Annotated in this window: 20 protein-coding genes and 1 pseudogene; 9 read left to right on the top strand and 12 right to left on the bottom strand. The window is 41.4% G+C overall.

All coding sequences use genetic code 11. The features are described 5' to 3' along the window. Positions 1-592: 592 nt before the first annotated feature. Positions 593-726, bottom strand: a pseudogene (locus tag V7K25_RS17250) (Uma2 family endonuclease); the annotation flags it as partial. Between the two features lie 143 nt (positions 727-869). Here V7K25_RS17250 and V7K25_RS17245 point away from each other — a divergent pair. Next, positions 870-1,793 (top strand): helix-turn-helix transcriptional regulator, encoded by a 924-nt coding sequence (locus tag V7K25_RS17245; RefSeq protein WP_335159761.1) that lies wholly within the window; start codon positions 870-872, stop codon positions 1,791-1,793. Positions 1,794-1,913: 120 nt separating this feature from the next. Further along, the gene (locus V7K25_RS17240; protein ID WP_335159760.1) at positions 1,914-2,786 is read left to right on the top strand and encodes a PepSY-associated TM helix domain-containing protein; all 873 of its coding nucleotides are present in this window, start codon (positions 1,914-1,916) and stop codon (positions 2,784-2,786) included. Between the two features lie 61 nt (positions 2,787-2,847). Here V7K25_RS17240 and psbA read toward each other — a convergent pair whose 3' ends face one another. From psbA to V7K25_RS17225, 3 genes are all read right to left on the bottom strand, one after another. After that, positions 2,848-3,930, bottom strand: coding sequence for a photosystem II q(b) protein (gene psbA / locus V7K25_RS17235; protein ID WP_335159759.1), 1,083 nt, complete (start codon positions 3,928-3,930; stop codon positions 2,848-2,850). 351 nt (positions 3,931-4,281) lie between these two features. Further along, positions 4,282-5,781, bottom strand: coding sequence for an MBOAT family O-acyltransferase (locus V7K25_RS17230; protein ID WP_335159758.1), 1,500 nt, complete (start codon positions 5,779-5,781; stop codon positions 4,282-4,284). Between the two features lie 138 nt (positions 5,782-5,919). Continuing rightward, on the bottom strand, positions 5,920-8,931 hold the full coding sequence (locus V7K25_RS17225; protein WP_335159757.1) for a DUF1574 family protein: 3,012 nt from the start codon (positions 8,929-8,931) through the stop codon (positions 5,920-5,922). A 479-nt stretch (positions 8,932-9,410) separates the two neighbouring features. On the opposite strand from V7K25_RS17225, the gene V7K25_RS17220 reads away from it, so the two are divergent. From V7K25_RS17220 to V7K25_RS17205, 4 genes are all read left to right on the top strand, one after another. Continuing rightward, positions 9,411-9,647: a hypothetical protein gene (locus tag V7K25_RS17220; protein ID WP_335159756.1), complete on the top strand. Its 237-nt coding sequence runs from the start codon at positions 9,411-9,413 to the stop codon at positions 9,645-9,647. Positions 9,648-9,749: 102 nt separating this feature from the next. After that, positions 9,750-12,836 (top strand): phosphoenolpyruvate carboxylase, encoded by a 3,087-nt coding sequence (gene ppc / locus V7K25_RS17215; RefSeq protein ID WP_335159755.1) that lies wholly within the window; start codon positions 9,750-9,752, stop codon positions 12,834-12,836. 37 nt (positions 12,837-12,873) lie between these two features. Next, the gene (locus V7K25_RS17210) at positions 12,874-13,128 is read left to right on the top strand and encodes a hypothetical protein (RefSeq protein ID WP_335159754.1); all 255 of its coding nucleotides are present in this window, start codon (positions 12,874-12,876) and stop codon (positions 13,126-13,128) included. Between the two features lie 92 nt (positions 13,129-13,220). Next, positions 13,221-13,526 (top strand): small RNA NsiR4-regulated ssr1528 family protein, encoded by a 306-nt coding sequence (locus V7K25_RS17205; protein ID WP_100898458.1) that lies wholly within the window; start codon positions 13,221-13,223, stop codon positions 13,524-13,526. Between the two features lie 391 nt (positions 13,527-13,917). On the opposite strand, the gene V7K25_RS17200 is transcribed toward V7K25_RS17205, so the two are convergent. Then, complete coding sequence (locus V7K25_RS17200; protein ID WP_069071980.1) at positions 13,918-14,637, bottom strand: response regulator transcription factor; 720 nt, start codon at positions 14,635-14,637, stop codon at positions 13,918-13,920. A gap of 648 nt (positions 14,638-15,285) precedes the next feature. On the opposite strand from V7K25_RS17200, the gene V7K25_RS17195 reads away from it, so the two are divergent. Further along, positions 15,286-15,912 (top strand): CPP1-like family protein, encoded by a 627-nt coding sequence (locus V7K25_RS17195; protein ID WP_335159753.1) that lies wholly within the window; start codon positions 15,286-15,288, stop codon positions 15,910-15,912. A gap of 156 nt (positions 15,913-16,068) precedes the next feature. Here the strand turns inward: V7K25_RS17195 and V7K25_RS17190 are convergent, their stop codons facing one another. The 7 genes from V7K25_RS17190 to V7K25_RS17160 all read right to left on the bottom strand — a co-directional run bounded on the left by V7K25_RS17190 (position 16,069) and on the right by V7K25_RS17160 (position 22,804). Further along, the gene (locus tag V7K25_RS17190; RefSeq protein WP_335159752.1) at positions 16,069-16,761 is read right to left on the bottom strand and encodes an HAD family hydrolase; all 693 of its coding nucleotides are present in this window, start codon (positions 16,759-16,761) and stop codon (positions 16,069-16,071) included. 67 nt (positions 16,762-16,828) lie between these two features. After that, a complete protein-coding gene (locus V7K25_RS17185; RefSeq protein WP_335159751.1) occupies positions 16,829-17,269 on the bottom strand; it encodes a GNAT family N-acetyltransferase in 441 nt (146 codons plus the stop codon). After that, the gene (hppD, locus tag V7K25_RS17180; protein WP_335159750.1) at positions 17,266-18,321 is read right to left on the bottom strand and encodes a 4-hydroxyphenylpyruvate dioxygenase; all 1,056 of its coding nucleotides are present in this window, start codon (positions 18,319-18,321) and stop codon (positions 17,266-17,268) included. The genes V7K25_RS17185 and hppD overlap by 4 nt, the downstream gene beginning before the upstream one ends. 106 nt (positions 18,322-18,427) lie before the next feature. After that, a complete protein-coding gene (locus tag V7K25_RS17175) occupies positions 18,428-19,132 on the bottom strand; it encodes an SDR family oxidoreductase (protein WP_335159749.1) in 705 nt (234 codons plus the stop codon). 81 nt (positions 19,133-19,213) lie between these two features. Further along, entirely contained in the window at positions 19,214-20,497 is a 1,284-nt protein-coding gene (locus tag V7K25_RS17170; RefSeq protein WP_442948095.1) for an IS1/IS1595 family N-terminal zinc-binding domain-containing protein, read from the bottom strand. A 184-nt stretch (positions 20,498-20,681) separates the two neighbouring features. Next, positions 20,682-21,461: a phosphate ABC transporter ATP-binding protein gene (locus tag V7K25_RS17165; RefSeq protein WP_335159747.1), complete on the bottom strand. Its 780-nt coding sequence runs from the start codon at positions 21,459-21,461 to the stop codon at positions 20,682-20,684. A gap of 389 nt (positions 21,462-21,850) precedes the next feature. Continuing rightward, the gene (locus V7K25_RS17160; protein ID WP_335159746.1) at positions 21,851-22,804 is read right to left on the bottom strand and encodes a stage II sporulation protein M; all 954 of its coding nucleotides are present in this window, start codon (positions 22,802-22,804) and stop codon (positions 21,851-21,853) included. A gap of 80 nt (positions 22,805-22,884) precedes the next feature. Here V7K25_RS17160 and V7K25_RS17155 point away from each other — a divergent pair, with 80 nt between their 5' ends. Beyond that, the gene (locus V7K25_RS17155; RefSeq protein ID WP_335159745.1) at positions 22,885-23,733 is read left to right on the top strand and encodes a DUF975 domain-containing protein; all 849 of its coding nucleotides are present in this window, start codon (positions 22,885-22,887) and stop codon (positions 23,731-23,733) included. A gap of 20 nt (positions 23,734-23,753) precedes the next feature. Beyond that, the gene (locus V7K25_RS17150) at positions 23,754-24,533 is read left to right on the top strand and encodes an RDD family protein (RefSeq protein ID WP_335159744.1); all 780 of its coding nucleotides are present in this window, start codon (positions 23,754-23,756) and stop codon (positions 24,531-24,533) included. The last annotated feature ends 208 nt before the right edge of the window (positions 24,534-24,741 follow it).

Raw genomic sequence — 24,741 nt, 5'->3', positions numbered from 1 at the left:
TAGCCCAAATAATTCGCAACAAGACTGCTCCTAATCTGTTTGGTTGGTCGTGGCAGACTGAATAACTGCCTACCCCTGATTATTGAGCCGATACTAAATTTTTATATAAAAAAAGCGCTCTCTAGACAGAGAGCGCGGTGAATTTTAAATTACAATTAACCGTGAATTGCAGGTGCGACGCCGAATAGCCCGTCGTAGACATCGTTGCCACAGGTACTTCCTCACTAGCCGCCAATCCAGGGGGAAGTTGTCAAAAGAGGCAGGGGAGCAGGGGGGAAAACACCAGACGAGCTTGTACTCCGCCCCAGTAAGAGCGCCCTTTATGGCGGGGCTTCATACCCATGTTCCGCTCCGCTCCACGGCTCTAGGTTAGGGCTTGCTCCCCAAGCTTTGAGCACCCTGCCCCTCCGCTTCTTCGGTGAGCATTGCGCTCGTGCATTACTTCTATACCTAGATTGGCGCGGTTTAACACATCTGCCCATGTATTAACTACATGACCTTTAGACTCAAGAACTGACTGATTAAAGTTGAAACCGCCTAGTGCTACGCCTGGAGTGGAAACTTGATAAACTCCCAACCAAGTAATTATCTATCCATGAGGAGTTGGCCATGACTTCTAAAACGCAATGGTGATGCCACGTAAACAACTCCTTCGATTAATTCTGCTTTTTTATTAGGCATTGCTGTATAACGACGCTCGAATTCGTGGCGGGTTAAGCGATCGCCATATAATAATTAGGATAAAATATCAATAAGCTACAAAAATAACCCTGTTTCTTTCAGCTAGAGAAGCTTATCGACAACAGCAAAATACTACTCCAACCTCTGAACCTACAAAAACCAACTCATATAACACTGGATATCAAGCAGTGTTGGACGATCCAAAACAGCAAAGTCGGGGTTACGAAAACGTTATAGCTTTCCCCACAGGTATCAACTTGCTAGTCTCACAATTCGACTTAGCTGAGGATTTAATTCTTGAGACAAATTTCTATAATCTTCCCCTCATGGCATTTAGTTTTGCAATTGCCAGTAATGATGAGGCAGAAATAATACCTGTTGGACATAATTGTACGGCAACATATTTTGATTTCGATGAGGGGATTCCTGGTAATGGAGTTTATTTACGCGCAGATCAACACATTCTGCACGTAGAAATTGGAATCAACCCCCTACAATTTTTTTGCAGACATGAAGTTAGTGGCTTAGACTTTCTACCTAAATCACTCCAGTTGTATCTAGAAACTGACAATATATCTTTTCTTAACTACTTTCGTATCGGGCAAACTACACCCGAAATGCAAATTATTTTGCATCAAATAGTTAATTGTCCTTTCCACGGTTTGATTAAAGATATTTACTTGCAAGCGAAATGCTTAGAATTAATGGCGCTGAAGTTGGAACCCGATACAGCAGGGGAACGGGAACTGATGCGATCGCGCATTTTACGAGGAGATGATATTAACCGACTTTACCACGCCAGAGAAATTTTAATCCGCGATTTTGACAATCCCCCCTCATTACTAGAATTGGCGCGACAAGTAGGTTTAAACGATTACAAGCTCAAAATCGGGTTCCGTCAGGTTTTTAACACAACAGTATTTGGCTATTTGTATGCTCACCGGATGGAGAAAGCTAGAAAACTACTTATGAGTCAACAAATAACCATAAAACAGATAGCTAAGACAGTGGGTTACGAGTGTCCTAGTCGCTTTGCTGTAGCTTTTAAAAAGCGCTTTGGAATCCAACCAAGTCAATACTTAAATAGATTTCTGGTTGCCAAAAACACCTAAAAAAATCCGTTTCGGCATATCCGTTAATAGGATTTTTCACCACAAATTCCTATATTCTATTGATAATAAATCCTAAATACAGATTTCTGTAATCTAGAATACTACGGTGTGTGTTGAGGAATGAGCAAGCGAATATTCAAAATCTTCAGTTGCAGACTGGAGTGGCTGTTGATAGTTTTAACGGTTTTGGTGGTTAAGCCTGTGAAAGCGCAAGGTATTTCCAAATCTAATTCATTGGTTAATTGGCATCGCCCTGCAAAACTAGTGCAAGAAGCTAAAGCAGATGAAGTAACTCGCATTCCTAAGCAACTAAGTGAGGTAGAACCCGCTATTAGCAGCGCCCAAATGTTACTGGTACAGTCGCCAGCACCAAACACGCCACTAACTGAAGTTGTGCAAGTTACCTCAGTTAAGGCAAATCCCACTGATAAAGGTCTGGAGATTATTTTACAGACTACCGTTTTTTTATTCTTTACTGGCTTTACGGGCTTTTGCTGGAACTTCTACGATTTGACTAACCCGATTATTTACGCTGTTACATTCACCCAAAAACCATCCGAGCCAGTATCCAAGCCAATTCCTAGTAAATCAACTTTAGGATTGACAGAACAACTAAAAATTGCCGATGCTGCCCTACCTGGTGCTGTTACCAAAAGCATTTATTTTCCTAGTAAACCAGAAGAGGCTCTACGAATTAACATGAAGCTACCGCAGGAAAGTTTATATGACGCTAATAGTAATGTTTATCTCGACCAGTACAGTGGTGATGTTTTGCGAGTTGATAATGCTTTAAAGATGCCATTGGGCGATCGCGTCCTCAATTTTTTTGTACCTCTGCATTACGGTACTTTTGGTGGCTTACCTACCCGCATACTCTACGTCTTCGTAGGACTTGCACCATTAATTTTGTTCGTTACTGGTTTTGTGATGTGGAAGCATCGCTATAGAACAAAATCTACTACAGGATTTATTAAACGCTCTGTTTTAAAATAATTACAACTAAAAAGCGCCCCCATTTCTGGAGGGCGCTTTTTATTTAGCTAAATCTTCAGAATTAACCGTTGATAGCAGGAGCAGTCAGAGCAACAGGAGTAACTTCACCAGCAGCTAAGTCTAGGGGGAAGTTGTGAGCATTACGCTCGTGCATTACTTCCATACCCAAGTTAGCGCGGTTGATTACGTCTGCCCAGGTGCTGATAACGCGACCTTGAGAGTCAATAACTGATTGGTTGAAGTTGAAACCGTTCAGGTTGAATGCCATCGTGCTGATACCCAAAGCGGTGAACCAGATACCGACGACAGGCCAAGCTGCTAGGAAGAAGTGCAGTGAACGGCTGTTGTTGAACGAAGCGTATTGGAAGATTAGACGACCGAAGTAGCCGTGGGCTGCAACGATGTTGTAGGTTTCTTCTTCTTGACCGAATTTGTAACCGTAGTTAAGGGACTCGGTTTCGGTGGTTTCACGCACCAAAGAAGAGGTAACTAAGGAACCGTGCATTGCAGAGAACAATGAACCGCCGAATACACCAGCCACACCTAACATGTGGAAGGGGTGCATCAAGATGTTGTGTTCTGCTTGGAACACAATCATGAAGTTGAAGGTTCCAGAGATACCCAAAGGCATACCATCAGAGAATGAACCTTGACCAATTGGGTAGATCAAGAATACTGCGGTAGCGGAAGCCAAAGGTGCGCTGTAAGCTACGCAAATCCAAGGACGCATACCTAAGCGGTAAGAAAGTTCCCACTGACGACCAAGGTAGCAAGCGCAACCGATCAAGAAGTGGAAAATTACCAATTGGTAAGGGCCGCCGTTGTACAACCACTCATCTAAGGAAGCTGCTTCCCAAATGGGGTAGAAGTGCAAGCCGATAGCGTTGGAGGAAGGAACAACTGCGCCAGAGATGATGTTGTTTCCGTAGATCAAGGAACCTGCAACAGGTTCGCGGATACCATCGATGTCTACTGGAGGTGCTGCGATAAAAGCGATTACGAAGCAAACAGTAGCAGCTAGCAGGGTTGGGATCATGAGTACACCAAACCAACCGATGTAAATACGGTTGTCGGTGCTTGTGATCCACTCGCAAAAGCGATCCCATACGTTGGCGTCAGAGCGCCGTTGTAAGGTTGTGGTCATTGTTTTATAAGTGCTATGGGTTGTTAAATATGGAACAAGCAAGATTTATTTATGCCTGTTGAAATACAGTCTACATGAATTTACTTTGACGCGATCTCTGACTTAATATTCTGTAACAAAATACTTTAACAAGCTCATCGAACTGTAAAGTTTTCCTACTATAAACAATAGTGATAAAAGTAGTAAATTAAGGAATTGTCAGCCGTTTCAACACCAAACTAGCTATCACTTTCAATGACGCGATCGCCTATTTATTTCCCTTTACATTCCTTTACAAATAACCTGTTGAAAAAATTTTAAGTTTTGTTGATTTGTAAAGAAATAATAAGTTGTAAGTTGTCTTATGTTTTATCAAAAATCAAAGTAGATGTAGGGCAAACTGCCTTCAGGAGCTAATAACCAAACAGCGTAGAAACATAGGGGAACGAAGACAAGCTTAAGAGGCCAGTTAAACTCTAACTTCAGTATTCGGTTGAAGGTATAGACTACAGCCATAAGGGCAGCTATAGCTACAAGTACCCAAGCGAGTTGAGATTGGCTCATATTTAAGGCTTCTACATAAACCTTTTCAGCAAACTGGGCATCAGCCGGATAACCCCAAAGATGCCGAATTACTAAAGAAGAGTCTTGGAGATTAGGTAGGCGGAACCAAATCCAAGAGGTAAAAACCATCAGTTGAGTTAATAACCAAGCAACAAAGATACCTAGAGGATTTTGCCAGAATTGTTCTAGATTTTCAAAGCGATCGCTCATAGTATCTGTAAGTCGATGAACCACCAAGGCTAAACCGTGCAATATGCCCCAAACTACATAACCCAAAGCAGCACCGTGCCAGATACCAGCGATTAACATCACAATAAATAAATTCCAGCAGGTACGGACTAAACCTTGACGGGAACCACCTAAAGGAAAGTAGACATAGTTACGTAGCCAATCTCCTAGAGTGATATGCCAGCGCCGCCAAAATTCGGAAATATTGGTGCTGAAGTAGGGAAAATCGAAATTTTCAGGTAGAACCAAGCCAAAAAGCATCGCACTACCACGGGCGATGTCTACGTAACCGTTGAAATCTAGATATAATTGCAAGCCGTAGGCGAATGTAGCTAACCAGAGATCGGTACTACCCGCCCGTTGTAGATTACCAAAACATAAATCGACGAAAATACCAAGGTGGTCTGCAAAAATACCTTTTTTGACTGCGCCTCTAGCAATCAACCACAGTGCCTGGGCGACTCTATCGCTATTGGGTAAGTTTACTGTATTGAATTGATTTGCTAAGTTGTGGTAGCGCGTAATCGGCCCTGAAATCAGTTTGACGAAGAATAATTTGTAGGTAGCAAATTTGAGAAACTGCTCGGTAGCAGGGGCACCACGATAAACATCTATTAAATAGGCAATGCATTCAAAGGTAAAAAATGAAATTCCCAAGGGTGCAATTAATTTAAAAGAGCTATCTGGTGAGTTTGTTTGCACATTAAAAACAAACTTGAATAAAGGAGTAAAATACTTATAACCTAATAACAGTAAAACATTTAGAGCTATCCCCAGCCACAAAAGTTTTATACGGCGGCGATTCCAGTCACCTTGGGCAAATTGCCACTCTTCATTAGAAATTTGCCAGTCAAGAGAATGTTTTCCCGGCGATGTATTTTTCCCAATCTCTAGCCCCACACGGAAATTAATATACGTCAATGCTAATAGTAATGGTATGTACTGGATCTGCAAAGATGCGTAGAAAACCAAGCTAGCAATTAGCAGCGTCCATAATCGCAATTTCTGTTGTGCTAAAGACCAATAAATTCCTAGCACACTCAACAAGAACAGCCCATAAAAAATTGATATAAAGTTCATTTTTTAGTTATTTGTCATTTGTCATTGGGCATTGTGATTGGGCATTGGGCATTGATCAATAATTAATAGTTATTCTTCCCCATCTCCCTCATCTCCCTCATCTCCCTCATCTCCCTCATCCCCCACTCCCCCAGTTCCCTACTTCGCTGGCCAGGGAATCATCGGATCATTAGCCAGCTTTTTGGAGACTTCGTATGCTCCAAAGCGGTTGAGGTGGCTGGGATCGGAGAAGTAATCATTTGCTTTTGGCCACTGTTGACTCAAATCTCGATAAATAAAGTTGGGACTAGTAGCTAGACGCAACATATATTGCTGAAATTGTTGCTCATATTGTCTACGCACTGGATCTAAATAATCTGCCGTGAGAGGCATGTTGACAAACACTAAGGAAATTTTCTGCGACTCGGTAAACTGAAGCACTTCTTGAAAGGCAGCATCTTGCTGTCCTTCTATTTGGAAAGATTTATAGTCGTTGTCGTAATTTCCGGGAACTCTAGAATGTTTTTGATAGTATCTTGCAGGATTGAAGCGAATTGACAAAGGTAGAAAGCCATCAAAATCAACTGCTTGCTGGGAAGTAATTTCATCTGAAGTACCGTCTGTTAGCTGTTTTTGCGATCCAACTGTCTGATTGCGACCAATTATAAGCAGTTCTTTTTGCAGTAAACTTTTAATTTGGTCGCGGTTTGAATAGCTAGCAGAAAGAGATGCTAGAGCCTGATTTAACGACTGATTGACAGCTTCATAGGCGCTAATTTCCGGTTTTTCTTCTTTTATCTTTTCTTCTCCCGACTTTACCGTATTTTCGGGCAAATCGCTGCTATTGGCAGTTGTTGGGGCTTTTTGGAATGCTTGTTTATAACCAGTTGATGCAGCGATGGATTTAAAGGTAATATCCTCACGTCCACCGTTGAAAGCACGGGCCCCATCTGCCCAGATAATTATTTTAGGCAGTTCTGATGGTTCCAGTACGTGGCGAAGCACAAAGTCTACAACTTGTGCAGTGGCACCGTTGATTCCAAAATTAAACACGTCAAGATTTGGATAGCCCTGAGTCGCTAAAGCTTTAGAAAGTGCTGCTGGATCTATCCCTCTAAGGGCGCGGGAGGAGCCAATAATCAACACATCTGGCGGAGTACCAGTTCTAGCCAAACGTTGTTTATACAGTGCTAGTTGCTCGTCTAACTGCCTGACATTGAAACTTGGCATCTGCGATCGCGCTGCTAAAAGAATAGCAGTAGCAGTTGCTTTTTCTTTCAGTGGTGCGGCTGCTAAATTATTTGTCGGGGTATCATCACTTTGGGTAAACTCCGAAGCATTAAATACAGAACTCTGATTTGGAGAAGATTTAGTTTTGGAAGTGCTGGTAAAAAATGTCGTTTTCTCACTCTGAGTTTTCCCAGATATCAAAGATGCCTTTTGATCAGAAGATGATGAAGGTAAGACACTGGCTACTTTTGGCGAAGGTGTAGTAATTGCAATAATTCGACCCAACACCCAATCAGTTTGAAGGGTAAGTAATAATCCCAGTGTTCCCCACACTAAAGCAACCTTAAGTCCTTGAACATCAGGCCTTTGTTCTGCTGACTGATCGCTTTCGATAAATAGCTGGCTTTGTAACAGGAATTTTTTCGCGGTTGCACTCGCCCTTGTCATCCAATCTCGCGCGACTTCTGTGACAAAAGTTTGAACTTCTTCTGTCGTTAAGTCGGGGCGCAAAATTGGCTCACTAGTCTCAGAGGTTACTAGCTCGTTAACGTATTTAGAAGTAGCAGCAAATTCTGGAGTTGCTTCTGGTACTAAACGTTGGCGATGCTCAATATCAACGCCATAGTTCCAAAAAGGCTCTTTATTCCCAGCCCGACGACCGTAGACACGTACCCCCATAATACCGGGAATTTTTAACTGGCGGATAAACTGCGTAACTTTAGTTGCCACTTGTTGACGCCCTGGACAAACAGGTGCATCACACATGATGTGCAATAAATCATTTTTGTTCAGCAGAAGGACGCGAACTCCACCTGTCAATAAACGCCAATCCAGGTCAGGATTGAGTAAACGCTCTAGTAAAAATATAATGGCTGGTTCATCGCCAGTGTTCGCCAAATCTAACGGTGATGTGGCAAAGGTGGGATATTTGGTAGCAGGTAAAGCTACAAAATCAATCCAAGTTGGTTCATTGTCGCCTGCTTTTTGTCCGTATATGGTGGCGGCGAGAATGCCTTGAGGTGCGATCGCTTCTAGCTGCGGTAAAATCGCCTCTAAGCATACTTCTTTGTCGGGGATTGGCGCAGTTCCTAAAGGATCAAAAGCTGGACTACAAAAGATATGTAACGTTGATTCTTTCAGAAAAGCTTGGACAGCAACTTTTAACCCTGACAATACCTCAGTTAATAATCGCGCGATCGCTTGTATATCGCCCCAACGCGCCCATTCTTTTAGCATTACCTCTGGTGGGGTCAAATCCACCCGCAGCAGCCAATCAGGGGCAGTTTCGCCGCTCACCTGGGAAACAATTACTGCATCTTGGTAGCCAGTAAGCTTGAGATAACGCAACTTTTGTGCTATTGGTTCAGCAAGCAATGATGCATCAGGGCTATAGCTCGACTGACAAAATATCCACAGGCGATTTTCTTCTGGCTGAGAGTTCTTTGGCTTATATGGCTTGATCTTTGCCTGTACTGATACACCTAACGCACTCAGAGTTTCGCTCAGATATCGAGCGATCGCTTCTGGGTTCCCCTGGCGTGCCAAACTTTCGTTAGAGACAATCAGCGCCCCAGCCGACTGTTTTGATTTTTCCGAATCTTCTAGCAGCGCTTGCTTTACCTGCTCCAGGTGCTTATCTATTTGATTCAAGTAAACCCGATGGCACCATGAGGGGCGCTGTTCCCCTTTTCTTCGGCCATAGACAAATACTTGATATATTGAGGGTTGTTCGTCGCTTGTGAGAACATCTAAGTCTGTCTGCTGTAATGCTTGCAGCAAGTCAGATAAAGTATGCCAACGCTGCGGACATTCTGTACCTTCACAAAGAATATGCAGGTTATTTCCCCGTAACCGGACTTTCACCCCGAAAGTGTTGATCCCTGTTGCTTGGCTTACCCACTGCACTAAGGATTGCTGGCGATCTGATAATACTGTTTTCATGCTCAGTTAACTTTACAAGAAGCGATTGTTGGGGGATAGTACCTGCACTTGTAAACTAGAACCATAGGTTTACCACACTCTGACGTTTTTTTTTAACAATTTTGTTACCTTCGTAGCTCATAAAATCGGCCAAGATAGTCTTGTACAGGTTGCAAGTCTGACTAATGTTGAGTTTTGCGTTTATTTTACTAATAGGGAGTCAAAATTCAGAAGTAGTTAGGAGCCAAGAGTCAGAATAATTCTATATGACTGGCTGATGACTTGTCCTTTAAAACCAGACTCGTATCCCAATGTGCTAACGCCTCTGATGGGCAAAACAAACAATAAGCTTATCTCATTTAAACTCCCTCCCTTTATCGTTGGAGTCATCTTAACTCCAAACTCTTAACTCCAAACTCCTAACTCCTGTACAGACGCGATTAATCGCGTCTCTACTCAATACTCCTTTTTACTCATATTCCCATAACCAAGAATTAGCAATGCCTCCTGCCAACCAACAACCCTCAACTAACCCCGCATCCAATCTGGATTTCTTCAGCATTCCCCAATCTTTCCTTTTACAAATAGGTACAGCGTCTATATTACTGCTGCTCATTACCGGAAAAACTACAGTAAGCGCACTAGAAGCCATAGGGGAGGCAAGTGAAGAATTATTGCGAGGCGATCGCTTACCCAATCTCGACTTCCCAGAAGATAGCGAAACTAATCAAACTTAGAAAATATACACCAAATAATTATTTGCTCAGGAACAACTTGGTGAGCATTAATTGCAAAACATAGAAGCGTAAACAGTAATTAGCTTTACAACAATAGAGAATATGGGTTCCCTTTTATACTCTTCGTCTCAAACTGCGGATATATACCCGGTGTCGGAATTATTTTTGCGTCATCGTCTCCAGGTAGTGGAAGAATTGTGGGAGTCAGTTCTCCGGCAAGAATGTGGTCAAAATATGGTAGACTTGCTGCGGCAGTTGCGAGATTTGTGTTCACCAGAAGGACAAGCAACAAATGACCAAGCATCCTCAGCCGTAAAATTGATTGAACAACTAAATATTAACGAAGCAATTCGCGCGGCTCGTGCTTTCGCTCTGTATTTTCAGTTGATTAACATCATAGAGCAGGAATACGAACAACGGCAGCAATTGAGTCGCTATGAGGCAGAAACAGAGGCAACAGATGCAGAAAGAGCATCTAATGTCAACTATTCTTCCAATCAAAGAGAAGATGACGCGCCTGTTAGCAGGGGAATAGCAGCAGAGTTGCTCAGAAAGAATTATCTAGAAAAAACGCAAGTCAAACCAAAAGGTACTTTTGCTGCCTTGTTTCCCTATTTATTCAAACTGAATGTACCACCCCAGCAAATTCAACGTCTAATTGCACATCTGGATGTGCGCTTAGTTTTTACAGCGCACCCGACGGAAATTGTTCGTCATACCATCCGGGATAAGCAGCGCCAGGTGGTACAACTGTTGCAAAAACTGGATGCTTTAGAAAACCATTCTGGTGCGACAGCTGGGGGATATGCTTGGGAAGCAGCAGATGTGCGCGAACAATTACTCGAAGAAATTCGCCTCTGGTGGCGTACAGACGAACTTCATCAGTTCAAACCCACTGTGCTAGATGAAGTAGATTATGCCTTGCACTACTTCCAAGAAGTTTTATTTGATGGCATTCCTCAACTTTATAAACGTTTCAAACACACCCTATCGAATACTTTTCCTTGGCTAGAACCACCGAGTAAAAACTTTTGCTCTTTTGGTTCTTGGGTAGGCTCAGACAGGGATGGGAACCCATCAGTCACACCAGAAATTACCTGGCAAACAGCTTGCTATCAGCGCAAAATGGTGCTTGGGAAATATATTCAGTCAGTGAAAAATCTGATTGAATTATTGAGTGTGTCAATGCACTGGAGTGATGTCTTACCAGATTTACTAGAATCTCTAGAATTGGATCAGTCCCAGTTGAGTGAGGTATATGACGCACTGGCGCTGCGTTATCGGCAAGAACCATATCGGCTCAAACTGGCTTATGTGCTCAAACGCCTAGAAAATACTCGCGATCGCAATCTAGCTTTGTACAATCGGGAAACGCCAAAAAATCAAGATAGTCCCCTGTATCTTTCAGGAGCCGATTTTTTAGCAGAACTGCGGATGATTCAGCGCAACTTGACAGAAACAGGTTTAAGCTGTCGAGAATTAGAAAATCTGATCTGTCAGGTAGAAATTTTTGGTTTTAATTTGACACAGCTAGATATTCGCCAAGAATCATCTCGCCATGCTGATGCGCTCAATGAAATACTCGAATACCTGCAAATATTACCTCAACCTTACAACGAACTATCTGAGGAGCAAAGAGTCGCTTGGCTCACAGGAGAACTGCAAACCCGGAGGCCATTAATTCCGGCAGAATTGCCATTTTCTGAAAAAACCAACGATGTAATTGAAACCTTTCGCGTCGTGCGATCGCTACAACAAGAATTTGGTCTAAATATCTGCCAAACTTACATTATCAGCATGTGCCGCGACGTGAGCGACGTGCTAGAAGTATTACTTTTAGCCAAAGAAGCCAGACTTTTTGACCCCGCCATTGCTGTCGGAACAATTCAAGTAGTCCCCCTATTTGAAACAGTAGAAGACTTACAACGCTCCAGAAGCGTCATGCGGAAACTGTTTGAACTCCCCTTATATCGCGCTTTATTAGCTGGCGGCTACGAACAAACAAAAACAGAGGTTGTTGTGGATGAAAATTCATCCTCCCCTGCCTCCCCTGCCTCTCCTACACCCTTCCCCCTCTCACCTAACTTACAAGAAGTGATGCTGGGGTATTCTGATAGCAACAAAGACTCTGGGTTTTTAAGCAGCAACTGGGAAATTCATAAAGCCCAAAAATCACTGCAACAAATAGCAGAAAACTATGATGTAAATTTGCGGATTTTTCACGGACGCGGCGGTTCTGTGGGACGAGGTGGCGGCCCTGCTTACGAGGCGATTTTGGCTCAACCTGGCCATAGTATCAATGGGCGAATCAAGATTACCGAACAAGGAGAAGTTTTGGCTTCCAAATACTCCTTGTTGGACTTGGCATTGTACCACATGGAAACTATTACCACTGCCGTGATTCAAGCTAGTCTACTGCGAACAGGGTTTGATGATATTGAACCCTGGAATGAGATTATGGAAGAATTAGCGGCGCGATCGCGTCAACATTATCGTGCTTTAATCTACGAACAGCCTGATTTTGTTGACTTCTTTCACGAAGTAACTCCCATTGAAGAAATTAGCCAGCTACAAATTAGTTCCCGTCCAGCCCGCCGTCCATCTGGTAAGAAAGATTTAAGTAGTCTGCGAGCTATTCCTTGGGTATTTAGCTGGACACAAACCCGCTTTTTACTTCCTTCCTGGTACGGTGTAGGCACAGCTTTACAAGAATTCTTGAACGAAGAACCAGAAGAACATTTGAAATTGCTGCGCTACTTTTACGTTAAGTGGCCGTTCTTCAAGATGGTGATTTCTAAGGCCGAGATGACTTTGGCAAAAGTAGACATGCAAATGGCACAGCACTACGTCCAGGAATTGTCAAAACCAGAAGATCAACTTCGTTTTGCCAAAGTTTTTGATCAAATTGCCAGCGAGTTCTATCTCACGAGAGATTTGGTATTAAAAATCACCGATCACAATCGACTGTTAGATGGCGATCCTGTCTTGCAACGATCTGTGCAGTTACGCAATGGCACAATTGTACCCTTGGGATTTATCCAAGTTTCACTGCTCAAACGTCTACGGCAGTCCCTAAATACTACTGCTACTTCTGGAGTCATCCATTCTCGTTACAGCAAAGGCGAGTTACTGCGAGGAGCATTGTTAACTATTAATGGTATTGCAGCCGGGATGAGAAATACAGGTTGATTAGAAATAGGGAGTGGGGAATGGGAATAAGGGACTAATGACAAAAAATAGAATTTTAATTTGCACTTTTTTGGCGCTATCAGCAGGTTTTTTTGGTGCTTACACCAGTGGGCAAATCACCATAATGCTGCATAGCCAAAAGTGCCAAAACCAACCTTGGGGTTTAAAGGAGATGTGCAATGCTTGGATGACACCAGGAGCAATATGGCAAGGTAGCACAACAGGACTATGGACAGGTACTATCTTAGGGGCGTTTGTTGGTGGTTTGGTGACGCGACAAGCTCGTAATTAATCTGTTGACTACCTAAGTGAAGGTGAGTTCGACCAATTTTGGTGTCAACAAGGCTGGTAAAATCTACCCATAACGAAGAAGAGTAAATCACCATGCCTACCGAAACTAACCCAGGAAATCAAACTACCACAGGTGCTGATGCCATTGATGAAGCGATCGCACAGGGAATTGATTTTGATGGTTCTCCTATCCCCCCTGCCAAACTAGAACTTTATGGTAAAGTTATGGCGCTAGAAGGCAATAGACAACGCAGTGGCGTATCTAATACTATGCGATCGCGCATTGTGCGAATTGGTGCAAAACACATTCCCCAAGCAGAACTCGACCAATTACTTGTAGATGCTGGTTTTGCACCCCTAAAAGAAAAAGAAATTGCCTTTTTCTATAGTGGTAAATAATTGTTAATGTTTTACAACAGTTTTCATTTATTTGAACCAAATATGTTGTAGGGGCACAGCAATGCCCATTGGTGTCAAATTAGGAAGATAAAGCCCAAATATTGTTGGGTATTGACACCAATGATAGCTGTGCGCCGCTACGAACTCCAACCTAAGCACCGTTGTATCTACCAAAATGGTCAGATGCAAATAAATATTTTCCAGTGGACTCTCCCCCTTGCTCACTGTCTTAAACGCATGAATAAATATCTCAAATAACTACCTGGTCTGTATTTGAGCAATATTTACCTATTTGACTGTTTAAATTTGTCTTTTACTAAAGCCAAAGAAATTCACAAATCACTCCCCCAAGAATTAACAGTCAAGAGTTAAAAAACTCTAGACTATTAACTCAAGACTTAGCTTCCAAGTGCTGGGGATGAGCAGGAGATTCAAACTTATACCCTACGCCACGTACAGTTTGAATTAATGCTGGCTGACTAGCATCAATTTCAATCTTCTTGCGAATTTGCCCGATATGGACATCTACAACCCGTTGGTCGCCGACGTATTCATAGTCCCATACCTCTTGGATTAGCTCCGCACGCCGCCAAACTCGACCTGGATGACTGGCTAAAAAATGTAACAAGTCAAATTCCAGAGCAGTTAAGGGTACTGCTTGGTTATTAAGTGCTACCTCCCGCCGCACCGGGTCAATCATCAGTTTTTCAAATACCAAGCGTTTTTGCTCGGCAGTAGTTATCACTCGTTGACGCCTCAAAATAGCTCCAACTCTGACTTCTAACTCTCCTAGCCCAAAAGGCTTGGTGAGATAATCGTCAGCACCTTTAGCAAAGCCGCGAATTTTGTCAGCTTCGTCAGCACGGCTAGTCAACATCAAAACAAACACACCATTACGACTTTGCATCTCTTGGCAGAGGTTAAACCCAGTTACATCTGGTAAATTCACATCTAGAATCACCAGATCGGGGTTAAATTGCTCAAATAGAGTTAAGGCTGTCTTTCCATCTTCGGCAGCCTCTACCTGATAGTTCTGCTTAATCAGAAAGCGTTGGATTAAATTCCGAACCGCAGGATCGTCGTCAACTACAAGAATCTTGGCAGGAGCCATGACCATTACTTTGCACAAAAATTCGTAAGATTAACAAAAGGTTTGCGTAAAAACGCAGTTGCCACTTAGGGGCTAACTAAGAATCTACATGTCTACGGGATGAGATTCCTGATTATTCCAAAATAAATACTCTAATCAGGATTGTGGGCGATGAGAACGCAAAACTTCTGTTAGGCACAGTATATAAGCGCTCTGACTTTAGCCGCAACAGTTCTTAATACCAAGACACGTTATTGATCCCAGTTAGGTGGTAACTTAAAACGTCTCAATTTTAAATCGATATGCGGATATATACCACAAGCGATTATTCAGTATAATTAAAAAAATTCTATTAGGGCACAGTAAGTTGCCAAATTTGAAATAGTAAATTTGATATTTTCATACAAAACTATGTGTTTTAGGTACTCTCCGTTCAAATTCTAGATTAGAGCCAGAACTAGACAACGACATGAGGGTATACACGGAGTTATAGGGATATGTTAAAGTGGCTATAGTTAAAATTACAAAGTCGATTAAACTAACCCGTGCTACTATCCTGTTAGGGCATAAAATTAAGTCGGGACTTTAGTTTCGATTAAAAGAAAACCTAAAGCTGTTTTTTATTCGACAAAAGACTGCCGCTGACTGAGGCTGAAGTAACAAACTCCCATGAGCGATCAAAATCCCTACGAAAAACTTGGGGTATCAGAAGAGGCTAGCTTCGATGAAATTCAGGATGCTCGTAATCGCCTATTCGAGCAACATAGTAGCGATGCCAAGCATTTAGAAGTAATTGAAGCTGCTTACGATGCGATTTTAATGGATCGCTTACGGATGCGCCAAGAAGGTAAAATTAAAGTCCCTGAGCGTATTCGGTTTCCAGAGTTGCGAGTGCAATCGTCTCCTAAAGAAAGCCCAGCCCCTCGTGAGCAGTCACCTGCATGGCTGCAACGGATGCTGGATCAGCCAACACCTGCCGATATATTTTTACCAGGAGCTTGGTTTCTTGGTTTGAGTTCTATCAGTGTGTTTTACCCAGAGGGAGGCAATCAAGTCTTGCAGTTGGCATTGGTAGTTGGGGTAGGTACTAGTATTTACTTCCTCAATCGCAAGGAAAGCAAATTTGGCCGAGCAGTTTTGTTCACGCTGGTCAGTTTAATAATTGGCTTAATCGTTGGGGGACTAGTTGCTGGCTGGCTCTTACCACAAATATCATTCCTGAATTTATCATCGAATCAGTTCTCTACTGTACTAACGTTTATATTGTTGTGGTTGGTTAGTAGCTTTCTACGGTAAATGCTACCTGTAAGCAACTTTCCGTAAAGAAGACATGGTTTATATATGTTCTTCTCAAAATTTGAGAGTCAGGAGTCAGAATGCCTATTTTGACTCCTATTTTAATTTGCAACCTGAATGCCGATTAATTCAATCTGTTGCAGCTAGAAAGCTTTTCTAGACAAATTGTTTAGGTTTTAAGACTAAATCTACAGCAGCGCTGAAATCCTTAACGATTAAGTCGGGGTGGTAAAGTTCCAATTGGGTGCGATCGCGGATGCCACATTCCACAGCCATCACCTTAACCCCATAATTTTTAGCTGCGGTGATGTCAGCTTCCGTATCTCCCACCATCCAGGTATCAGTAGCCGGGGGCAGTTCTTTTAATGCCCTAGCCATTAACAAGGGCTTATCTTCAATATCACGAGTTTTAACGTAGTCGTTACTCAAGCAATAACAACGGTTTTCTGGGAAAAATCTTCCTAAATCGTGTTTTTTGAATGCATAATCTAGTTCTCGAAATCGGCGCATGGTCATAACTGCCAAATCAATTCCAGCTTGTTGAATTTTTAATAGTGCATCCACAGCACCAGGAGCGAGGGTGTCATAGTCAAAGTAGGGTTCTGTATGTACAGTTTGCCGCCGCAGTTGGGCAAATTCTTGGGCTTGGGCTTCGTCTAACCCAGAATTTAAGGCAATTTGTTTTTCGGGAACGCGCGATCGCTTTAATTGCCAAAATTCCGCTTTCGGAAGTTCTTGCACTATTTGGTCTGGGCGACGGGTTTTCTCTAAGCAGAATTGATAAACACGGTAGTACCGTTCGGAAACATCAATAATTGGGCCGTCGAAGTCAGTAATCAGTCTTAGCATCGGCGGAAAATGTTAATTTTTATTAAGTTTATCTCAGATGGATGGCTATTTTTTGAGGGTATCAAGTCTAGCTAAGGTTTTTTTGTAAACTCTTTTTAAGAAAGTATCGACGATGGCCTGGAGGAAAATCTTCTAACTCTCCAAAAATTTCATACCCAAAGTGCTGATAAAATTCAGGAGCTTGGAAACTGTAAGTAAAAAGATATGCGTTTAAACAATCACGATTAATAGCTTCTTGCTCTGCTTCCAAAAGAAGTGCTTTTCCATATCCATAACCTCTTAACTCCTCTGCAACCCAGAGAGTAGAAATATGGAACCATCCCAAGCCGCTAAAACCTTCCAAGCCGCCCACTACATTTTTTTCTGAATCACGAAGCAATAGAAACAGTGGCGTATATTGGTAATTTCCAATCTTACCTACATTGAAATCATGCAGCTGCTTGTCAATAAAATCAATTTGTTTGGAGTCTGGGTGGATTTCAATTGATATTTTGTACTCAGGCATCATTGCAGCGTACCGCGTTTGATTTGTTCGCTTTCAATGGCTTCAAATAAGGCACGAAAGTTACCTTCGCCAAAACCTTGAGCTTGGTAACGGCGTTCAATAAACTCAAAGAAAAATGTCGGTTGTTCAAATATTGGCTGGGTAAAAATTTGTAGTAATAAGGGCGCTATATTTCGTCCCTCTAAAGGAGTATATTCTTGCCAATCCACTAGAATTTCTTGTTGAGCGATCGCTTCCAGTTCTAGAGGTGATAAGGTGAGTCCTGGACGCTGTTTTAGTTGCGTGTAATAGGTTTGAGGAACTGAGAGTAAGGATAAACCACTGGCACGAAATTTAGCGATCGCACTCACAAGATTAGTCATCCGCAAGGCAATATGTTGAATTCCCGGTCCCCGATTGACATCTAAAAATTCCTGAATTTGAGAATTGCTGGAAGCTGGTTCATTAATTGGCAATTGGACGCTACCGTTGCGCGAAACCATCACCTGGCTGTGTAAAGCAGAGCGATTAGTTTTAATTTTAAATGCCTGCTGGGGTTGAAAATCTAGGATATTTTCGTACCAAGCGACAGCATTTTCCAGTTCACCAACTGCCACGTTTAACACTACGTGATCTATGGCGGTAAAAGTGTTGTCATTGGTCATTTGTCCTTCGTCAAAAACCAATAACCTTTCGATCAATGTATGAGTCAGTCCACCCCAGGCGGCAATTTTGCCACACTTGAGGAATTCCGTACCCACTTGGCGTTCCTGGGTGGGTTGTAGGATTGTAGCACCGTGTTTTTGAGCTAGTGCGATCGCGCTTTCTACATCTTCCACAGCAAAAGCAACATCTGCCACACCAGGTGGATATTGACGCAGAAACTCAGCTACTGGACTTGTGGGTAACAGTGGTGAAGATAGAAAAAAGCAAACAGCACCATTTTTTACCACTTCTGTACAAGTGTGAAATGAAATGTTGCGATCGGCTACTGCTTGAAAACCAAGATGGTGGACAAACCAATCCCGCCATACTTTGGCGTCTTCTACATAGAAATGAACGTGATCAATTTTCATAGATACTGAAAATCCAGCATAATAGCTTATATCTCTGTAAATTTTGCCTTTTTTGCTAAATTTTCAGGTCTTTCTTAGGCAAGAATTATGTAGGCGTACTGCCACTTTAAAAAAACAAATGACTATCAGGTTGAATATTAATTTCCATTGGCACAGCTTGCGGTTCGGCAGAAAGGGCAAAGAAAATCGCATTGGCAGCAGTTTCAGGACTGAGCATTTTTTTCCGGTCTACTTTTAGGCTGACGTTATCCCAGAAAGGAGAATCTACCCCACCAAAGTAGAATAGCGTGAACTTGATACCAAAACGCTTGAGTTCCTCTGCCATACATTTACTGAAACCGACAACACCAAACTTAGAAGCAGAATAAGCAGCTGCCATTCCCATCGAATGCTTGCCGAGAATTCCAACCACATTACAAATGTGACCAGACTTGCGCTTTTGCATCTCCTCAGCAGCCGCCTGAGTGGTGTAAAAGCTGCCTTTTAAGTTGACATCTAACATCTTGTCTAAATCAGCAGGTTCCAGGTTGTTGTAGGGTTTGAGTATACCAGCACCGGCGGCATTCACTAAAATATCGATTTGACCAAACTCAGCGATTGTCTTTTCTATCAAAGTATCTACCTGTTGCGGGTCAGTAATATCAGTGGGAACGCTCAAAACTTGCCCTGGTAAATCATTTGCCAGTGTTGTTAAACGAACCGCATCTCTCGCAGCTAGTATCAAGCGGACTCCGGTAGGCGCAAGTTTGTGTGTTAAAGCTGAACCAATGCCACCAGTAGCACCGATAACAACAACGACTTTATCCTGCATTGTAATATTTACATTTCTTTACATCTTTATACATAATACTGAATTACAGACTCAGGTTGTACGTAGACATCCAAAAAGTATTTACTCACATAGCGGTATTACCTCATATTCCTTGCCACTCGCCTTTAATGTAAACGTGGAAGATGATTCTAAATATTTGGTAAAATTTGAACCTAACTTTAATTTTTTAATAATTGAATTAGGAGATTTTCTGGTTATTTTCTGTAACTCTGAACCTAGCTTAGACACAGATAATTTAGTTTCAGGAGATTTGATTTGTATATCTTGAATAATTTTCAATAGTAATTTATCTAATGTTTCTCCATTAGGAATTTCCGCAGAATCTTCTTTTTCTTCTTTTTGAACAAATTGTGCAGATGAGTTATTTATAACAGGAATTATTTCCTCAATTTCTGGTTGCTTTGGATGATGTTTAATATTAATATCGCATCTTTCTTTAAATAAAGTTGCAACAGCTACTAAACTGTTTAATCGAGTATTGATTGATTCTTGTTCAGTTTTGATTAAATCTTGAATTTTATCAATCACTTGTTCAAAAGATGGAACTTCTGTTGCCATTAGTAAGGAATAATGAGTTAATTTGCCAGTATTCCGGTTTTCTATTTGCAAATTTTGTCCTTGTCTACGTACCCAGTAAACAATTAATCCCTGATTTTGGAGTTGGTTACAGAGGTGGCTCAAAATTCCATCGCTAGAACAGACCAAGATTTCTTTAACTGCTGGATAAGAGCGTAAGACACAAGCGCCAAGTGCGATCATTTTTGCATCAGCACTGTCTTTACCCCCAGGCACATGGACAAGTTGATAGCCACGATTGTATAGTTCAATATCTTGTTTGCCAATGCTGGGATTTCTCCAGTTAGCAAATGCAATTTTAACTTGGAGAGGATACTTACAGACACTGGCTAAAAACAATTCTGAATTAATATCTAATTTTAAGTTTTCTGCATCTAAAAGCAGAAGTGAGATTCCTATTTCTAATTTATGTTTAATTTCAGTTTTTTGTTGAAATGTTTGGATAAATTGCTTGAAGGTAGCAGATTCTAGCCAATCAGGTGATAATATAGTTTGCAGCAGTTCTTCTGCTAATCTAAGACTAAAAGAGCCAAGACTCTTCTCTGTGATTTTTTCTTCTGGCAAGTTTTTTACTAAAGGAATTTCTGTAGTTTCAGTTATAGATACTTTAGTATGTCCATTGCTGTTAGCAAGCAACTCACCTTCTAACAAACCAGGGAATGCAGGCTCAAGAAATTGTTTACCACAATTTTTGCAAAGGTAATTCTGCTTGTCATTCCGACGACCATTTTTCCGATATAAAGTAGATTCGCACCGAGGACATATCATTTTCTGATTCAGGTGGTCTAGAGTAGATGCTTGCCTCTAAGTATACAGTATAAAAACTGGTGTCAACATCACTTCAGATTGCCCAACACAATAAAAACTCCAAACAAGCGGAAATTAAATTTAACTTATAATTTCCGCAAGACTATGTAGTAGTTCTTTGAATAGCTAGAATTTTAGAAAAACTTCAACCAACGCGGGCGAAAATATAATCACGGGTGCGAGAATCCACGGGGTTAGTAAAGATTTTATTTGTAGTACCAAATTCAACCATTTGAGTAATACGATTTTCATTACTGTAAAAGAAAGCCGTAAAATCAGATAGGCGAGTAACTTGCTGCATATTGTGAGTAACCATCACAATTGTCACTTCAGAGCGCAAGTTATGAATCAGATGCTCAACTTTCATACTACCAACAGGATCAAGACCTGAACAAGGTTCATCCATTAATAGAACATTCGGTTTGACTGCTAAAGCACGCGCAATACATAGTCTTTGTTGTTGGCCGCCAGAAAGCTCTAAAGCAGATTTGTGCAGCTTATTTTTCACTTCATCCCAAAGTTCGGCAGCTTTGATGGCAGATTCAACGATTCCATCTAATTCTACTTTCGGATGCCATCCAACTAATTTCACCCCGTATGCAACATTATCGTAAACGCTCATGGGAAAAAGATTTGGCTTGGGAAAAACCATACTAACTTGGCGGCGTAAGCGATTGATGTTGACACGACGCTCATAAATACTTTGTCCAAAAAATTCTACTTTTCCTTCAACTTTCACATCTCCTTCTAATTCACTCATGCGATTTAACGATTTAAGAAAAGTAGACTTGCCACAACCACTAGAACCAATAATTGCCGTGACTTGGTTTTTGTAAATATCCATTGACACGCCTTCAACTATCTTTTGAGCGTCGTAAGAGAAGCTGAAGTTTTTGACTCTGATGGCTGGAATTAGTTTACTCATATCCCCAAAACGTGTGAAATGAAAGTGACGAAGTAAAGTAGTACAAATCAGCAGTGCTGTTTCACTATGTTACTCCCAAAAGGGGATATTCATGGAAATTACGTAGTTATACAGTAGCCATCCAGCAGATAACCTGTTAATAAATTTTTATATTTAAAGCTATGCTTCAAAAATCATCTTTTATAGACTTTTTATACCCACCTTTGGCAAATTGACCTATATGTAGCAATCCGATCGACAAAAATCATTAAGTCATGATAAAACTTGCCTTAACCAAAATGCCCTGAAATACTGAACTGCACATCGCTATACTTTTTTACTACATTGTTAGTACTTACCTTATTCTAAAATATTTTTAAATTTACCAATCCGCCAACATCTAAATTATTTCATCTTTCTTTGTGGCTACAATACATTACCAAAAGTATAAATAATCCCATTCCTGCCAGATATTTAATTGCATCAGGTACACTGGGATTAGGTGAAAAAAAGCCTTCAATCGCACCAGCAATAACCAACATTGGTACAATCCCAAATATTAGCTGCACCGCTTGAGAACCGTAAAATTTCAGTGCATCCCCACGGCGATATTTACCAGGAAATAAAATTGCTCTTGCTAATAAAAATCCTGCACCCCCAGCAAAAAAGATGGCGGGTAATTCTAAGGAACCATGCGGTAACACAAACGCCCAAAAAGGATAAGCCAGATTATTTTGACCTACTAAAGTGCCAACAGCACCAATCAATAAGCCATTAAATACCATCAAATAGACTGTGTATAGCCCAACCGTGATACCACCGGCGACAGCCCCAAAAGACACGGACAGATTATTGATCATAATACTGCTGGATGCTAGAGGTTCAACGCCAACAATTGACCCCATCCATAATTTATGCTCATCTCGCACCTTGGTAATCAAACTTTCAGGTACGATCAAAGCCATAAAGCTGGGATTTTGCCAGGAATACCACCAAGCCACTAATGCCCCCAGTAGAAACAGTGCTGTTGCAGCAGCAATATATGCAAATGTTTTCTGAACTACAGATGGTAATCCCCATTGGTAAAATTTTAGGATTGCCTGCCATTCCTGTCGCCGCGAACCTTGGTAAATCTGCGTATAGGCACGAGTTGTTAAAGATTGTAAACTTTGTATCAAAGTATTGCCGATTTGCTGAATCCGGGCACGGGCCAAATCTGCCGCTACTGAACGATACAAACTCGCTAACTCTCTAATTTCTGCTGCCCTTAGAGACTTTAACCCTTTTTTTTCTATCTGCCTTAATAGGGCATCCAGACGTTGCCAATTCGGTTCTCGTCGCGTAATCCAACGTTGAATATTCATGAATTTTGGGAACACTGAGTTTAACTTAGCTTAAGATAGCTTCAAATTCATCTCCGTAATTTCAAGGGAAATTTGCGATTATGTCTGAAAGTTTTGGATCTCCCGGTCAGATACAACCACTGAGTGTAGGAAATGTTGTCAGTGCTGCGGTGCGATTGTATCGTTCTCATCTGAAAGACTATTTTTTACTAGCACTGAAAGCTTACGTATGGGTACTGCTTCCAGTTTATGGCTGGGCTAAGTTTTATGCCCTTTCAGCGCTGATTTCTCGTTTGGCCTTTGGTGAGTTGGCCAATCAACCCGAAAGTATTGCGTCAGGTCAGCGTTACGTCAATTCCCGATTGTGGCAGTTTTTAGTCACAATGGTGTTAATGCTTCTGATCGGTATAGGAATTGGCTTAGGTGTTGTAGTTTTATTTGTCTTGTTTGGTGTTTTATCAGCGTTCGTAGGGTTAGGACAGCAAGGAAATCCAGCTACTTATATTCTGATTGTTATCTTTACCATTCTGGTGAGTATTGTAGCAATTGTGGCAGTTTTATGGCTTCTTACCCGATTCTATTTAGTAGATGTGCCCCTTGCCATTGAAGATAATATTGATGGTGCATCAACTATTAGCCGTAGCTGGGAATTAACTCAAGGCCACGTCTGGCGAATTCTTGCTATCTCATTTGTGGCTTTTTTGATCACAATACCTGCTCAAATCGCTCTCCAGATTATTTCTACTGTGATTCAGGTGATTTTCTTGCCCTTAATAAATCAGAATTCTACTATTTTTGCTCCGATTATGGCTGTGTTTATCCTTGCATTAAGTTTTAGTACTGGCGCAATAATTTTGCCATTTTGGCAAGCAATCAAAGCTGTTATTTACTATGACATGCGGAGTCGGCGTGAAGGGTTAGGCTTGAAGTTACGCGATCGGGAAATTTAAACCCTAGTATAAAGACAATTATGCATCTGTTTAATAATGTTAAATTTAATACTCCAGAAAGCGTAGAACTAGAATTTACTCTTGCTGGAATCGGAAATCGTGCCTGGGCTTTGATCATTGACTATCACGTTTTGGCTGTAATTTTAGTGGGATTTTTCACAGCTTGGTCTATCGTTTCAGATCAGTTAGGAGATTTTTGGGTAGATATTTTCGGTACCGCAGTTACTTTGTGGTTGATGGCGATCGCATTCCTTGTCAGTTTTATTGCTTACGTAGGATACTTTGTAATTTTTGAAACCTTATGGTTTGGGCAAACCCCTGGTAAACGAGTTGCTAAAATTCGTGTAGTTCGAGATGATGGTAGACTCATCGGGCTACAGCAAGCAACTCTACGTGCCTTATTGCGACCTTTCGATGAAACTTTGTTTATTGGCGCTTTTTTAATTATGTTGAGTCATCGAGAAAAGCGTTTAGGCGATTTAGCTGCTGGCACAATTGTAATTCAAGCCCAAACACCCACTGCATCCGCGACATTGATAATTTCAGAACAGGCAAAAAAACTTCATGAACAGTTAATCGAAATTGCTGATTTTTCGCAATTGATGCCAGATGATTTTGCTGTGATTCGTGAGTATTTACAGCGACGTGGTGCAATGTCGTTAAAGGCAAGAGCATCACTATCTCTAAAGCTAGCCGAGCAAGTTAAAGCTATTATTAATTTAGAAAAATTGCCAGAAGCTGTTACACCTGATGTATTTTTAGAAGCTGTTTATCTTGTTTATCAACAACCGGAATTTTAGACTATAGATTTTATTTAGAGCATTGGCAAAAAGCTAGGTTTAACTAAAAAAATTTATCTTTGAGCTTATTTTGTCTGCTATGTATGTCTACAACTAGCGCGTAATTACGGGTTCTCGCTTTCCAACTCATACACCACCAAAACCCTTAACTCCGTCACCCGCTTCAAAGCTGCATCATTGGTCAAAAATGCATCACTAATCCTCATTC

Origin of the sequence: Nostoc sp., assembly GCF_036919495.1 — a bacterium.
In the GTDB taxonomy this organism is placed as follows: domain Bacteria; phylum Cyanobacteriota; class Cyanobacteriia; order Cyanobacteriales; family Nostocaceae; genus Nostoc.
Note: the sequence above shows the minus strand (reverse complement) of the source record. Positions and strands in the feature narration are given on the sequence as shown.